Here is a 14,660-nt window from a genome sequence, read left to right on the forward strand (position 1 = left end):
ACACAAATAAATAATCATATTTAAATATAACTATGTGTGGTTACTATGACTGCTGGCGGGCATTTTATCTTTGCTTTAGCAAGCGCTATTTTTGCGAAGAAATTGGAGTTATCACCAGCATTAGCTCAAGGGAGCTGGGGGCATATCATTATTGGCGGAATATTAACCTGCCTGCTGCCAGATATCGATCACCCCAAGTCTTTTTTAGGCCAGCGATTAAAATGGCTTTCGATACCCATTGCCAAAGTGTTCGGTCATAGAGGTATTACTCACAGTTTTCTGGCTATTGTAGGGTGCGGCATATTTCTTTCTTCAGACTTGTTGTCACGAATTATCATTCCGATACCGGTAGATTTTGTCCATGCCATGGTCGTTGGTTATATTAGCCACGTTGTAGCTGATATGTTAACACCAGCAGGAATACCGTTACTATGGCCATATCGTCGACGTTTCTGTATGCCAATATTGAACCCCAGTAAATATCCTAAGTGGGAACGAATATTTTGTGTATTGGTACTTGTATGTACGGTTCTGTATCCCTTTGACATATTAATAAGTAATAAATTATTGGTTACTGATTCTATAGGCTTTGTTGAATAAATCAGAACTTGTAACGACTGTGCCCCAGGTCGATTGTTACGTGATGCGAATACTGTTCGGCATTCCTAATAGCGTGATCCGGTTAAGCGCTTTGACCATCGCCATGGCTTCACCCACCTGAGCATCGTAGTCACGCAGACTTAGATGACCACCCAGAAGCGTTTTGAACCGGAACATGGCCGTTTCAGCCACTGAGCGTCGGTGATAGCCCACTTTCTTTTTCCAGGTATCGTTGCTGCCGCTCAGGCGCTGATTTGCAACAGCGTGGTTACGCTCGTGGTAGTGGTCCGGCCAATATTGCGCCCCCCTTCGCGGCGGGATAAGCGGCCTTATTTTCTTCCTCAGCAGAGCATCATGGCAGTAACCTGTATCGTAAGCGCCGTCAGCCGATGCCTCTCTGATTTTCCGGTGGGTCTGGTTTATCAGTGCCGGTAGAGCCTGGGCATCAGTCGTACCACTGAGCGACAAATCCGCACAGATAATCTCATGCGTCGCACTGTCTACTGCCAGATGCAGCTTACGCCACACCCTGCGTCTGTCGGCACCATGCTGCCGGACTTTCCATTCGCCTTCGCCAAAGACCTTCAGGCCGGTTCCATCAATGACCAGATGTGAGATTTCACCACGGGTTGGCGTTTTTATGCTGATGTTCACTGTCTTTGCTCGCTTGCTGAGCAGCGAATAGTCTGGACAATGCAGCGACAATTTAATCAGTTTAAAAATCGAGTCAACAAAACCCTGTAAAGCCCTCAATGAAAGGCCAAACACGCGTTTCATCATCAGGACTGTGGTGATGGCCATATCTGAGTAGTGGAGCGGTCGTCCACGCCGTTCAGTAGTCGTTTTTTCCGTCCATGCAGCAATGGCTGATTCATCTAGCCATACGGTTAGAGAACCGCGCTGCTTGAGGGCCTTGTTATAGGAGGGCCAGTTAGTGATTTTAAAATTTTGTTTTGCCATGGAGACCTGATGTTGAAACAACTATGGTGATCTGATCCGATGATTAACCAAACTTTCTATTTATTCAACAAAGCCCATTGCCAGATAATTCCTCGCCGTTTTGTCGTAACGTGTCGCAATGCGACGGTATTCTTTCAGACGGCCAAAGCACCGCTCAACAACGTTCCGATTGCGGTAGGCGTCACGATCGAGCTTTGAACGACCATCCACCGCCATTTTTTCAGTGGATTTTCGGGGGATGACAGTTTTTATACCTCTTTTTTTCAGCTCGTTACGTAATACATGCCCGGAGTACGCCTTGTCAGCGAGTACCGCATGACCACGGCGTTTCATACTGCCGTTCTGGCGTTGAACACCAATACCGTCCAAAAGACGTAGTGCAAACTGACTTTCATGAGCCTGACCGGGGCTCAACACGATGTTTAACGGAAGACCACTTCCGTCTGTAGCCATATGGATTTTGGTGCCAAAACCACCTCGAGAGCGACCCAGCCCATTATCTCCGGTGATATCGGGATGTTTTTTTGAGCACCGGCAGCACATTTCAGCGCCCTGATATTGCTACCATCCAGCGCAGTCGCTGACCAGTCCACGAGGCCATGGGCATCAAGTGATGAAAGTAACTTATTGAAAATAATGTTAATGACTCCCGATTTTGACCATCGGTTAAAGCGGTTATAAACGGTTTTCCATGGGCCGTATCGCTCAGGTAAATCACGCCATGGGGCACCAGGCACAGCACCCAGAACATGCCATTGATAATCATGCGATGCTCAGCCCATGGGCGTCCGGCCTGTGGTGTTGCTGGTTCAGCAGGGAGTAAGGGCTGGATGATAGCCCATGCTTCATCGGGAAGGTCGTAGCGAGCCATAGTTCAAAATGATGTAGAAACAAACAGTTAGTATAACTCATGGGATTAAGGGACACAGCCTAGTGTTCCATAGTATGTTAGTGAAAAACCCCGGCAAATGTTGCCGGGGTTTTATGTTGCTGACAAATTTGCCTAAAACGGCGATTCCATCTTCATCCGTCAATCCTGCCCATTTTCGTCATTCCCGCGAAGGCGGGAATCTCGCGCAGAAGAGACGCGTTTATTCATGCAGAGATCCCCGGCTTTCGCCGAGGATTACCATGAATAAAGCGGCTTTATCATCAGTCTGAGACCACGACAGACAAAGCACCGCGCTGTTTCATTTCGATATTTCTGTTTTTTCATACCGAGCTTTGGCTTACCATAGATGTATCCTATCATTTGGCGTTAAATGGCTTTCTGATGCGTTATTTGGCTGTTGTGTTACCCCTGCTGCTGGCTGCCTGTAGCAGCCATACCCCTGCACCCTCGGCGGCTGAGCCTGCCAACCAATCGCCGGTATCCGGTGGCTTTTTATTGCAACCTGAGCATACCGGACCACTGCAACAAGGCGATTTTGCATTCAACAAAGAAACTGACCGTTTTGTTGCCCGCATGGTGCAAGAACACGGGTTCGATCGCCAGCAATTGCACGATGTTCTGATACAGGCCAAAAAGCTCGATTGGGTGATCCGTTTGATGGATCAGCAAGCGTCGGTCTCTTCCGGTGGACCTCCAACCCCAAACGGTGCCTGGGTGCGCTATCGCAGCAAATTCATTACGCCGGATAACGTACAAAATGGGGTGATGTTCTGGAATCAGTACAGCGATGCCTTACAACGCGCCTGGCAAACCTATGGCGTGCCGCCCGAGATCATCGTCGGCATTATTGGCGTGGAAACCCGCTGGGGACGAGTGATGGGAAAAACCCGCATTATCGACGCTTTGGCCACGCTGGCATTTGCCTATCCGCGCCGTGCCGACTATTTTGCCGGTGAGCTGGAAACCTTCCTGCTGATGGCGCGAAAAGAGGGGGACGATCCGCTCTCTCTCAAAGGCTCCTATGCGGGTGCCATGGGTTACGGTCAGTTTATGCCATCGTCGTTTAAGCAGTATGCCGTCGATTTTAACGGTGACGGACATATCAACTTGTGGGATCCGGTTGATGCTATCGGCAGTGTGGCCAACTACTTCAAGGCACACGGCTGGACCGCCGGTGCCGAGGTGGCGATCCCGACACAAGGGCAGGTACCCAACACCTGGGACAGTGGTTTCAAAACGCGTTATCCGGTGGCGACGCTAACGGCGGCCGGATTGCGTACTGCCCAGCCGCTGATTGGGTATACTGAGGTCAGTTTGCTGCGTTTGGATATGGGTAACCAATTCCAATACTGGTTCGGCTTGCCGAATTTCTACACCATCACCCGCTACAACCACAGCGTCCACTATGCCATGGCCGTGTGGCAACTGGGGCTGGCGGTTAAGCAGGCCAGCCAGGGCAACGCCGTACAGGCGATGCCCGCTCGCCTGCCAACCAGTGGGACGCAACCCAGCCTCCGTTGGGAATAAACCTCACTCAGGGGCGTTGCCGTTATTGCAGATCAACGCCTGATACCAGCAGAAGCTGTCCTTCTTGATACGCGTTAACGGGGTGGGATCGAACTCACCCCGATCGATATAGACAAACCCATAGCGCTTCTTGAAACCATCGCTCGAACTGAGCACATCAATAAAGGTCCAGGGGTTATAGGAAAGAACCTGCGCGCCGTCCTGAATGACGAGACGCATCTGCTCGATATGATCGCGAATATAGGCAATGCGATAGTCGTCGTGCACCTGACCGTCTGCTGTGAGTTCATCACGTGTACCCAACCCATTCTCTGTCACCATCAGCGGTAGTCGATAGTGTTCGTGCAGTTCACGGAAGGCCAAACGAAAGCCGATCGGGGGCTTTGTTGAATAATAGGGAATCGTGCTGTTTTACTATGCCCATTTTGGTAGAAAATGCTTATCACCTCAGGCATTCCGTTTTCTCATGATGCTTAACTGCATGATTTTACGTTGCTGGAAACAATCGTTTTACTGGGCTGGTAGCATAAAATCTGTTTATTCAACAAAGCCCCGATCGGGTCGATCTGCCAGCCATATTCTGTCGCCTTCAGGTAGGGGTTCTTTTCGCGCTGATAGTAACCGGGGACTACGGATGCCAAACGATCGCCTGTTTGGTCTTTGATGCGTTCAATTTCCTGTGCGGTGATGTCTGCCGGACAGGCACTGGCAACGTTGGTGCGATAGTAGTTAAAGGCGATGAAATCCGACGCATGCTGCCGCAGGTAGTCAAAATCACCGTCTTCCACCTGCGGATACCAGCCGTGCTGTTGTAAAAATACGGTGTAGTAACCGGGATAGTCGCCATAGCAATGTACGTGCAGCATGGCGTGGTTGCGCAGATCGTGGTTCTGACGCGCGGCTAAAACATCTTCAGGGCGCGGTGATGCCGGGTAGATAGGCACATAGGAAACCGCCGGACCAATCTTCGCCTGTGGCAGCAGTTCATGACAGGCTTCAATCGCCTTGGCGGTCGCCAGAAACATGTGGTGGTTCATCTGATAGCGACGGCGATCGGCCTCGTTGGCATCCAGACCCTGCAATCCCATGAGTACATCCACGGACAGCATCAGGTTCTGTTCGTTGATGGTCAGCCAGTATTTCACCCGATCGCCAAAGGCGCGAAACAACGTGCGCGCATATTTCTCGAAATCGGCGATCGATTCGCGCGCCAGCCAGCCACCGTAGTTTTTATTCAATCCTTCCGGAAAGTCGAAATGGTACAGGGTGACGATGGGCTCAATGTGGTGGTGGCGTAATTCATCGATCAGTGTCATATAAAAATCAATCCCTGCCTGATTTGGTTCGGTTTTATCGCCATTGGGGAAAATCCGGGTCCAGGCGATGGAAAAACGGTAGGAACGCAGGCCCAACTCGGCCATCAAGGCGATATCTTCCCGCCAGTGGGTGTAGTGTCCACTGGCGACTTTGGTGTCGGCCTGTAGATGAGATTTCAACAACGCGCGCGTGTCCGCCTTGGAAAGCCCTTTTCCATCATCCAGATAGCCACCTTCTACCTGAAAAGCGGAGGTGGCTGCGCCCCACAGAAAGTCAGTCGGAAAGTCAGTTTTTATCTTGTTCAGCATGCAATCACCTTGGTGTATGAGTAGAAAACGATCATGAATAAATGTGTTCCTGCACGATGCGGCTTTTTACCGCCTGAGCCTGATACAGCGCCACGTTATCGGTCTGCGGTAAGAAGCGCCGCGTGTGTTGATGACGGGCGATCTGTTGATGGGCTTGCGCGTAGCTGCGGTAGTGTTGCAGCGTGACCACGGTAGAGATCCAGGCACCCGCTGCCGTGGCGTTATCTTCGAGCGCCACCACCAAACACAAAGCCGGCCTGCTCAATCTCGCCGAAGAACTCGGTAACGTATCAAAAGCCTGTAAAATCATGGGGGTGTCACGCGACACGTTTTATCGCTATCAGGAACTGGCGGCAGAAGGCGGCATTGACGCTCTGGTTAACCAAAACCGCCGGGTTCCCAACCTGAAAAACCGTGCTGATGAAGCCACTGAACGTGCGGTTGTTGATTACGCCATTGAGTTCCCGGCTCATGGCCAGCACCGGACCAGTAATGAGCTGCGTAAAAAAGGCGTCTTCATTTCTGGCAGCGGTGTGCGCTCCATCTGGCAACGACACGATCTGGAAAACTTTCGTAAGCGCCTGAAGGCACTTGAGGAAAAAGTTGCCAGAGAAGGCATTGTACTTACTGATGCTCAAATCGCTGCACTGGAGAAGAAGGCGCACGACGACGAAGCCTGTGGTGAAATAGAGACTGCTCACCCGGGTTATCTGGGGTCGCAGGACACCTTCTACGTGGGTAATCTGAAAGGTGTTGGCCGTATCTACCAGCAGACGTTCGTGGATACGTACTCGAAAGTGGCGCACTGCAAGCTTTACACGAGTAAAGCACCGATCTCTGCCGCCGACCTGCTCAATGATCGCGTGCTGCCGTTCTACGAAGCCCAGGGGCTGCCAATGCTAAGAATACTGACGGACAGGGGGACGGAGTACTGCGGTAAGGTGGAACAACATGACTATCAGCTGTACTTGGCTATCAACGATATAGACCATACGAAAACGAAAGTGTAGTGGTCAACTAATATTGGCCACCGCATTAGACTGTATGTAGAACAGTCGCTCAGATTCGTTTGGAGTTAAGCCGCCGTTATACCAGTGAGGCCGGATAGCGCTGTAATACCCCGTGATGTAGCGGATAATCGCGTCCTGGGCTTCGCTGAAGCTGTTGTAACCCTTTGTCGGCACCCATTCTGTCTTCAGGCTGCGGAAGAACCGCTCCATTGGCGCATTATCCCAGCAGTTACCCCGCCGACTCATACTCTGCTTTATCCGGCAGCGCCACAGGGCTTGCCGGTATTGACGGCTGGTATAGTGGCTGCCCTGGTCGCTGTGGAACATGACTCCTGTTGGTTGTCCCCGGAGTTCCCAGGCCATCTGCAACGCTTTAACTGTCAGCGCCGAGTCCGGCGACGTCGACATGGCCCAGCCCACCGGTTTGCGGGCGAACAGGTCTAGCACCACCGCAAGGTAAGCCCAGCATTTGCCCGTCCAGATGTAGGTCACATCGCCGCACCAGACCTGATCCGGCGCGGTAACCGCGAACTGGCGGTTGAGATAGTTCGGTATTTCAACGTGTTCATTGCCGCCGCGTTTGTATTTGTGAGCCGGTCGCTGGCAGCTGGCGATACCCAGCTCCTTCATCAGCTTGCCAGCCAGCCAGCGCCCCATTTTGACACCAGAGCTGCCGGTGACGATGGTCGCGATACTTCGAGCGCCGGCAGAGCCGCCGCTGGCGTTCCAGGCTTCCATGACGCGACTACACTTAACCACGCGCTCACCGTCGGGTTCATTAGCGGAAGCCTGCCAGTGCCTGTAGCTGCTGCGATGTACCTCAAAAGTTTGGCACAACGCCGTGACCGGGTATCGCGCCCTCAGCCTGTCGACTACCGTGAACCGTTGAGTGAGTCCGACATTAAGAGCGCCGTAGCCTTTTTTAGGATTTCGTTCTCCATTTCAAGGCATTGGACTTTTTTCTTCATCTCACGCAGCTCGAGCTGTTCAGGGGTAAGAGGAAGTCCCGTTGGCGTTTTTCCCTGTCGTTCAAGGCGAAGCTTATTGACCCAGCGACTAATGGCAGAATGGCTGACATTAACCGCCTCTGCGGCCTTAACGTATGTGTAGCCGTGGTCGACAACCAGCTTTGCGGCTTCGAGCTTAAATTCCGCCGTAAAATGTTTACCCATGAGGTCACCTGTCGTGTTGATGAGGTGAGCATATCACCTCCGATCAGGTGGCCAGTATCAGTGTGCCACTACAATGTGCTGCGGGCGTACGCCAATGGCCACGTTACTTGATGGTAAACGAGTCTGGGCAGAAAAAAATCTGAACCAGATTTAATCTGACAGACACCTGTATAAATAACCGGTAACTGTCAGATCAGGTCTGAGCTAATACATTTTATCATTCAATTCGTGATCGTTCTGATCTGCCTTTTTTACGGGGCAAGAAAAGGCGGTATAGCACTCGGCCTGCTCGGCGGTATCGGGCTGGTTATTCTGGTCTTTGTATTTAAACTCAAACCCGGCACGCCGCCCGTCGACGTTATGCTGGTGATTATCGCGGTGGTTGCTGCTTCCGCCACCCTCCAGGCCTCTGGTGGGTTGGATGTGATGTTGCAAATTGCAGAACGTCTGCTGCGCCGTAACCCGAAATACGTTTCTATCATCGCACCGTTTGTCACCTGTATCCTGACCATTCTTTGCGGTACCGGCCATGTGGTGTATACCATTCTGCCGATTATTTATGATGTCGCCATCAAAAATAATATCCGTCCGGAACGCCCCATGGCAGCCAGTTCGATCGGCGCACAAACGGGAATTATCGCCAGCCCGGTTTCCGTGGCGGTGGTTTCGTTATTAGCCATGCTGGGGAATTTTACTTTTAACGGTCGCCATCTGGAATTTCTCGATCTGCTGGCCATTACCATTCCGTCAACGCTGTTAGGTATTCTGGCAATTGGTATTTTCAGTTGGTTCCGCGGTAAAGATCTGGATAAAGATGAAGACTTCCAGAAATTCATCTCCGTGCCAGAAAACAAGCATTACGTTTACGGTGATACCGCTACGCTGCTGGATAAAAAACTGCCCAAGAGCAACTGGGTTGCCATGTGGCTCTTCCTGGCAGCCATTGCTGCGGTAGCGATTCTCGGTGCCGATGCGGACTTGCGCCCAAGCTTTGGCGGTAAACCGCTTTCCATGGTGCTGGTCATCCAGATGTTCATGCTGTTTGCGGGTGCAGTGATTATCATTGCCACTAAAACCAATCCGGCCAATATCTCCAAAAACGAGGTCTTCCGCTCTGGGATGATCGCCATCGTTGCGGTGTATGGGATAGCCTGGATGGCAGAGACCATGTTCGGTGCGCACCTGGATCAAATCAAGGCCACGCTGGGCACGCTGGTGAAAGAGTACCCGTGGGCTTATGCGTTGATCTTGCTACTGGTGTCGAAGTTTGTTAACTCGCAGGCGGCAGTACTGGCAGCGATCGTGCCGGTAGCGTTAGCCATCGGTGTGGATCCGGCATATATCGTCGCCTCAGCGCCCGCCTGCTATGGCTACTATATTCTGCCTACCTACCCAAGCGATCTGGCTGCCATCCAGTTCGACCGCTCCGGTACCACCAAGATTGGGCGCTTCGTTATCAACCACAGCTTTATTCTGCCGGGGTTGATTGGCGTATCCACATCCTGTGTGTTTGTCTGGGTATTTGCCGCCATGTACGGCTTCCTCTAATTCTTGCCATAAAAAACCGCCCGGTTCTCGGGCGGTTTTTTTATTGTCTTTCCAACGCGTTAATCAGACCTTGCTCTGTACCAGCCGTGAATCAGTGCCCTTGATTTCGCGCTCGTAGGCGCGGGCTTTCTCTTCATCAAACTGCCCTTCCCACTTCGCAACGACCAGTACGGCAAGCGCGTTGCCCACTACGTTCAGCGCCGTGCGCGCCATGTCCATGATGCGATCCACGCCAGCAATAAAGGCCAACCCCTCCAGCGGAATTCCCACGCTGCCCAAGGTTGCCAACAGCACCACAAACGAGACACCCGGCACACCGGCAATCCCTTTGGAGGTCAGCATCAGGGTTAACACCAGTACAATCTCCTGCCACAGAGAGAGATCAATGCCATAGAGTTGGGCAATGAAAATAGCGGCGATACTTTGGTACAGCGTAGAGCCGTCCAGGTTAAACGAGTAGCCCGTCGGCACCACAAAACTGGTGATCGATTTTGGCGCGCCGTAGGCTTCCATCTTTTCAATGATGCGCGGCAACACGGTTTCTGAACTGGCGGTGGAGTAGGCCAAGATCAGTTCATCTTTCAAAATACGGATCAGCATAGTGACACGCAGACGGCACAAGCGTGCTACCACCCCTAATACCACCAGCGCGAAGAACAGAATGGCGACATACACTAGAATCACCAGGTTGGCGAGCGGCCACAGCGAAGCAAAACCGAAGTTGGCAACCGTCAGTGAAATCAACGCAAACACCCCAACCGGCGCGTAACGCATGATCATGTGCGTGACTTTAAACATGGTTTCCGATATGCCGCGAAACACGTTCAACAACGGATCGCGGTGCGCTTTGGGCAGCGACGACAGTCCCAGCCCGAACAGGACGGAGAAGAAGATAATCGGCAACATATCGCCTTTGGCAATCGCCGCAAAAATGTTGGGTGGGATGAACGACAGCACGGTCACCACCAAACTGTGCGACCCACTCTGCACCTGTTCGGTGGTGTTTTGGTACTGAGAAATGTCCACCGTGGTCAATGATGACATATCAATGCCGTGACCGGGTTGGAACAGGTTTGCCAGCGTAATGCCAAGAATAATGGCAAAGGTGGTGATCACCTCAAAATAGACAATGGTCTTAAGACCAATACGCCCCAACTTCTTGGCATCCCCAACCCCGGCGATGCCCACGATCAGCGTGGCAATCACAATCGGTACCACGATCATTTTGATTAGCCGGATAAAAATATCACCGGCGGGACTCAAAATGTTACTGATAAGCCACTGGCGGTCATTGGGGCTTTCATGCAATACGGCACCAACAAGGATGCCAAGGAACAACGCAATAAGGATTTGCCAGGCTAGGCTGATTTTGATTGATTTCATAGTGAATTCCATTGCAAGAACACCCGGTGCCGCGAACGTACGGCCACAGCGCCTCTCTTCCGGTTGAACGGCGCACAAGGGTGGCTGAGATAAAATGCGACCAATGTGAATGCTGAGACAGTACATCTTGATAACCCTTGGTACGGCGCACACGTTTGAATACGGCCCGTAATAGCGCTGAATGGATTGACAAGTGACTGTATCTGAAAGCAAAACATCAGACATACGTTATTGTTATGACCGGGGATAATACTATCCCATTTCCGTGAGATCAAGCAGGCAAACAGCGTCAAAAGTCACAGTTATGTCAAAAAAATATGATAAAACACTGAAAAGCACGTGAAAAAAGCAGTTATTCACCACGCTAAAGAAAAGATAAAGAAGATATGTCAGACTGAGGTAAATGCAGCAGCAGGATGCATAACGGCCACGAATAGCGATTCACTTGATCGATATCAAGCAAACCGATCCCTGTAGGCGTTATTGGCGCAGCCAGTTTGATCACGTACAGCGCGCAGAAACCGTAGCGCACACGGAGTACGTGAGGATTTCGAGCACTACCGGGTTAAAATGGTAAGTAAAATAGCCTAGTGGAATAGGCGCTAAATCTGGTAGTCGATAACCGACTCTGCGTTATCCGAAAAGACTTTATCTTTGATCTCATCCAGCGAGAGTTCGCTGTTGCACAGTTGCAAGAATTTCCAGGCATAGTTGCGCTGTAGCTGGCTTTTATTCAGCCCAATCCACACCGTGTTCCCTTCAAACAGATGCTCGGCATTCAAGCGTACCAGCCCTTTATCACGCGCCGGCTCGTAGGAGTGATCGGCAACAATCCCCACCCCTAAACCCAATTCAACGTAAGTTTTAATCACATCCGAATCCTGCGCACTCAGGGCGATATCTGGCATCATGCCTGCCGCCAGAAAAGCGCGATCGACGCGAGAACGCCCGGTAATCCCTTGTCGATAAGTGATCAGCGGCAGTTTGCTGAGCATATCCAGCGTCACCGTTGGCACGTCTATCAGGGGATGCTGCTGGGGCACCAGGATAGCGTGATGCCAGCGGTTATAGGGAAATGCCGCCAGCGTGGCGTCATTCATCAGTTGCTCACTGGCAATGCCGATATCTGCTTCACCGGAGTGCAGCATGGCAACTATATCGTCCGGCGCACCCTGGTTAAGCACCAGGCGCACTTGCGGATAGATGGCACGAAACTCTTTAATCACATTGGGCAGGCTTTAGCGCGCCTGGGTGTGCGTGGTGGCAATCACCAGTTGACCCACATCGTTATTGGTGAACACATTAGCCAGACGACAAATGTTGTTGGCATCATTCAAAATACGTTCCGCGACCACCAGTAATTCTTTGCCTGGCTCGGTCATGCCAAGCAGTCGTTTTCCGCGGCGAATAAAGATTTCGATGCCCAGTTATTCTTCCAGTTCTCGGATATGGCGACTCACACCCGACTGAGACGTTGATGTAGCCCCCTGTAACACCAGACAGTAGCTGTATCTCCAGATAAGAGATAGGCTTAGATATATGTCTAACAATCATGCTAATTTTGAAATGACCGGGATCCTGTTAGGGCAAGAAGTCCGTAAGCGTAAAACTCCGCAAGAGAAAATCGCCATCATTCAGCAGACAATGGAGCCGGGGATGAACGTCTCCCATGTAGCCCGCCTGCATGGCATCCAGCCCAGCCTTTTGTTTAAGTGGAAGAAGCAATACCAGGAAGGAAGCCTCACCGCCGTTGCGGCCGGAGAAGAAGTGGTTCCAGCTTCGGCGCTGGCGACTGCCATCAAGCAGGTCCGGGAGCTACAGCGCCTTCTGGGTAAGAAGACGATGGAAGTTGAGATCCTCAAAGAAGCAGTGGAGTACCGCCAGTCGCGAAAATGGATAGCGCACGCGCCCTTGTTGCCAAAGGACGGGGAATAGCTCTGGTCAGCCGCGCCATGAGCGTGTCGCGTGCGCAGCTGTCACTGCGGGTTAACCGTTCTGCCGACTGGCTGGACAGGCGCAGCAACCGGCGTAATGACGAAGCTGATGCTGAGATATTATCGGACATCCTCCGTATCATCAGTGACATGCCCAGTTACGGTTACCGCCGAGTGTGGGGTATCCTGGGTAAGCAACGTCGTGCAGAGGGACTTCCACCGGTGAACGCCAAACGGCTTTACAGGATAATGAGCGAGCATAACCTGCTGTTGTTGCATGATAAAACTGAACGTCCGAAGCGGGAGCATAAAGGCAAAATCGCGGTAGCAGAGAGCGATATGCGCTGGTGCTCAGATGGCTTCGAGTTCGGTTGTGACAACGGCGAGAAGCTGCGGGTGACGTTCGCACTGGACTGCTGCGACCGGGAGGCCATAGACTGGGCAGCGAGCACCAGGGGTTATGACAGTTCAACCGTGCAGGATGTGATGCTGAGGTCGGTGGAAAAACGCTTCGGTAGCGCGCTGCCGGATAAACCAGTGCAATGGCTGACGGATAATGGTTCAGCGTACACAGCGCATGAAACGCGGAAGTTCGCCAGAGAACTGAATCTGGAGCCCTGCACAACAGCAGTGAGCCGTCCACAAAGTAACGGCATGGCAGAACGGTTCGTGAAGGCGATGAAGGAAGATTACATCGCCTTCATGCCAAAACCCGATGTGCGAACAGCGCTGAAGAACCTTGCAGCGGCGTTCAATCATTACAATGAAAACCATCCGCACAGTGCGCTGGGATACAACTCCCCAAGAGAATATCGGCGCCAGCGGGCATCGTTAACTTAAGATACAAAAGCTGTCCGGAGATGGTGGGTCAAGATCACACCCGACTGAGACGTAAACAGCGAATTGGCGACTTCCGTCAGATTATAGTTACGCCGTGCCGATTCTCGAATAATCTTCAGTTGTTGAAAATTCACGTTGTTCTCCATCTCTACATCGTTTTACCCTAACGTCATATAGATACGGGGGAAAAAATGCTGCGACAAATAAGCAATCGGATGGTGTTATATTATTTTCTACTAAGAAAATAAGCAGTGGCCATCTGAGCAACATTCTTTGATGCATAAAGAAACAAAAATATTAATAATCAATGAATTAAAATAATCACTTTTTATGTGGACTTAATTTCTTTCGCGGTTCGATAAATCTTTTTGTTACGATTTAGATAAATCCGGTCTTATTCCTTCAAAAATACGGTAATGCCTTCAAATATTTGGCTTTTGTGATATTCTGCCGCTATTTGAGGTTTCCACGTGGTTACTGTTTTTGTTCATTGCCCTCGCTGCCATTCAGATAAAGTTTATCGACATGGCCTTAGTCCAACTAAGCGCGAACGCTTCCGGTGTCAGTGCTGTCGCCGTGTATTCCAGCTTACCTACCGCTATGAAGCGCGAAAGCCGGGAGTCAAAGAGCAGATCGTTGATATGGCCTTCAACGGTGCCGGTGTTCGCGATACCGCCAGAACGTTGAAAATCGGCATCAATACGGTCATCCGGGCTTTAAAAAGCTCTCGCCCCGCAGGATAACGTCTTCTCCCGTTGCTCACGCCGACGTCGCCCTTATCTGTGAACTTGATGAGCAATGGAGCTTCGTTGGCAGTCAGGCGCTACAGCACTGGCTCTGGTACGCTTACAATACCAAAACGGGCGGTGTTCTGGCCTACACTTTTGGCCCCCGAACCGATGAGACCTGCCGTGAATTGCTGGCTCTGTTGACACCGTTCAACATCGGCATGATTACCAGTGACAACTGGGGCAGCTATGCAAGAGAAGTTCCGAAGCAGAAACATCTGACTGGCAAGATCTTCACGCAACGCATAGAGCGCAATAACCTGACGCTCCGTACCCGCATTAAACGACTGGCGCGTAAAACGATTTGCTTCTCGCGCTCCGTCGAGATCCACGAAAAAGTCATCGGAGCCTGGCTTTGTTGAATAAACAGATTTTATGCTA

At 51.4% G+C, this 14,660-nt stretch carries 11 protein-coding genes and 4 pseudogenes; 6 read left to right on the forward strand and 9 right to left on the reverse strand.

Going from position 1 to position 14,660, the window contains the following annotated elements:
• Nucleotides 1-45: 45 nt before the first annotated feature.
• Nucleotides 46-600: a metal-dependent hydrolase gene (locus ACWWJF_RS26490; protein WP_455871384.1), complete on the forward strand. Its 555-nt coding sequence runs from the start codon at nt 46-48 to the stop codon at nt 598-600.
• 36 nt (nt 601-636) lie between these two features.
• On the opposite strand, the gene ACWWJF_RS26495 is transcribed toward ACWWJF_RS26490, so the two are convergent.
• A complete protein-coding gene (locus ACWWJF_RS26495) occupies nt 637-1,560 on the reverse strand; it encodes an IS5 family transposase (RefSeq protein ID WP_455868634.1) in 924 nt (307 codons plus the stop codon).
• Between the two features lie 60 nt (nt 1,561-1,620).
• Nucleotides 1,621-2,431: pseudogene (locus ACWWJF_RS26500) on the reverse strand (IS5 family transposase).
• A gap of 402 nt (nt 2,432-2,833) precedes the next feature.
• On the opposite strand from ACWWJF_RS26500, the gene mltB reads away from it, so the two are divergent.
• Nucleotides 2,834-3,979, forward strand: a complete 1,146-nt coding sequence (gene mltB, locus ACWWJF_RS26505) for a lytic murein transglycosylase B (protein ID WP_455871485.1) — start codon at nt 2,834-2,836, stop codon at nt 3,977-3,979.
• A 3-nt stretch (nt 3,980-3,982) separates the two neighbouring features.
• On the opposite strand, the gene ACWWJF_RS26510 is transcribed toward mltB, so the two are convergent.
• From ACWWJF_RS26510 to ACWWJF_RS26520, 3 genes are all read right to left on the reverse strand, one after another.
• Nucleotides 3,983-4,342 carry a family 1 glycosylhydrolase gene (locus tag ACWWJF_RS26510; protein ID WP_455871385.1) on the reverse strand — a complete coding sequence of 120 codons (360 nt, stop codon included), beginning with the start codon at nt 4,340-4,342 and terminating at the stop codon, nt 3,983-3,985.
• Nucleotides 4,343-4,452: 110 nt separating this feature from the next.
• The gene (locus ACWWJF_RS26515; RefSeq protein WP_455871386.1) at nt 4,453-5,604 is read right to left on the reverse strand and encodes a glycoside hydrolase family 1 protein; all 1,152 of its coding nucleotides are present in this window, start codon (nt 5,602-5,604) and stop codon (nt 4,453-4,455) included.
• A gap of 31 nt (nt 5,605-5,635) precedes the next feature.
• The gene (locus ACWWJF_RS26520; RefSeq protein WP_455871387.1) at nt 5,636-5,848 is read right to left on the reverse strand and encodes a hypothetical protein; all 213 of its coding nucleotides are present in this window, start codon (nt 5,846-5,848) and stop codon (nt 5,636-5,638) included.
• On the opposite strand from ACWWJF_RS26520, the pseudogene ACWWJF_RS26525 reads away from it, so the two are divergent.
• Nucleotides 5,820-6,608, forward strand: a pseudogene (locus tag ACWWJF_RS26525) (helix-turn-helix domain-containing protein); the annotation flags it as partial. The gene ACWWJF_RS26520 and the pseudogene ACWWJF_RS26525 sit on opposite strands and share 29 nt — an antisense overlap.
• Before the next feature lie 9 nt (nt 6,609-6,617).
• Here ACWWJF_RS26525 and ACWWJF_RS26530 read toward each other — a convergent pair.
• Nucleotides 6,618-7,786, reverse strand: a protein-coding gene (locus ACWWJF_RS26530; RefSeq protein ID WP_455868400.1) for an IS3 family transposase whose coding sequence is annotated in 2 segments (ribosomal slippage) — nt 6,618-7,531 and nt 7,531-7,786 — 1,170 coding nt in all. Because the reading frame shifts where the segments join, the coding sequence is not laid out codon by codon here.
• A gap of 207 nt (nt 7,787-7,993) precedes the next feature.
• Between ACWWJF_RS26530 and ACWWJF_RS26535 the strand changes: the two genes are divergently transcribed.
• The gene (locus ACWWJF_RS26535; protein WP_455871486.1) at nt 7,994-9,334 is read left to right on the forward strand and encodes an anaerobic C4-dicarboxylate transporter; all 1,341 of its coding nucleotides are present in this window, start codon (nt 7,994-7,996) and stop codon (nt 9,332-9,334) included.
• Between the two features lie 63 nt (nt 9,335-9,397).
• Here the strand turns inward: ACWWJF_RS26535 and gltP are convergent, their stop codons facing one another.
• The gene (gene gltP / locus ACWWJF_RS26540) at nt 9,398-10,717 is read right to left on the reverse strand and encodes a glutamate/aspartate:proton symporter GltP (RefSeq protein WP_455871487.1); all 1,320 of its coding nucleotides are present in this window, start codon (nt 10,715-10,717) and stop codon (nt 9,398-9,400) included.
• A gap of 602 nt (nt 10,718-11,319) precedes the next feature.
• Nucleotides 11,320-12,192, reverse strand: a pseudogene (locus tag ACWWJF_RS26545) (LysR substrate-binding domain-containing protein); the annotation flags it as partial.
• A gap of 91 nt (nt 12,193-12,283) precedes the next feature.
• On the opposite strand from ACWWJF_RS26545, the gene ACWWJF_RS26550 reads away from it, so the two are divergent.
• Nucleotides 12,284-13,491, forward strand: a protein-coding gene (locus tag ACWWJF_RS26550; RefSeq protein WP_455871488.1) for an IS3 family transposase whose coding sequence is annotated in 2 segments (ribosomal slippage) — nt 12,284-12,605 and nt 12,605-13,491 — 1,209 coding nt in all. Because the reading frame shifts where the segments join, the coding sequence is not laid out codon by codon here.
• Nucleotides 13,492-13,505: 14 nt separating this feature from the next.
• Here ACWWJF_RS26550 and cbl read toward each other — a convergent pair.
• Nucleotides 13,506-13,625 (reverse strand): annotated as a pseudogene (gene cbl, locus ACWWJF_RS26555) (HTH-type transcriptional regulator Cbl); the annotation flags it as partial.
• A 336-nt stretch (nt 13,626-13,961) separates the two neighbouring features.
• On the opposite strand from cbl, the gene ACWWJF_RS26560 reads away from it, so the two are divergent.
• A protein-coding gene (locus ACWWJF_RS26560) for an IS1 family transposase (RefSeq protein WP_455871388.1) occupies nt 13,962-14,641 on the forward strand; the annotation gives its coding sequence in 2 pieces (ribosomal slippage) (nt 13,962-14,205 and nt 14,205-14,641; 681 coding nt in all).
• The last annotated feature ends 19 nt before the right edge of the window (nt 14,642-14,660 follow it).

It is taken from the genome of Symbiopectobacterium sp. Eva_TO, from assembly GCF_053848865.1.

What these genes read in the sequence shown, in the direction of transcription:
- ACWWJF_RS26490 (WP_455871384.1), top strand. Translation starts at nt 46, where the DNA reads ATGACTGCTGGCGGGCATTTTATCTTTGCTTTAGCAAGCGCTATTTTT.
- mltB (WP_455871485.1), top strand. Translation starts at nt 2,834, where the DNA reads ATGCGTTATTTGGCTGTTGTGTTACCCCTGCTGCTGGCTGCCTGTAGC.
- ACWWJF_RS26495 (WP_455868634.1), bottom strand. Translation starts at nt 1,560, where the DNA reads ATGGCAAAACAAAATTTTAAAATCACTAACTGGCCCTCCTATAACAAG.
- ACWWJF_RS26515 (WP_455871386.1), bottom strand. Translation starts at nt 5,604, where the DNA reads ATGCTGAACAAGATAAAAACTGACTTTCCGACTGACTTTCTGTGGGGC.
- gltP (WP_455871487.1), bottom strand. Translation starts at nt 10,717, where the DNA reads ATGAAATCAATCAAAATCAGCCTAGCCTGGCAAATCCTTATTGCGTTG.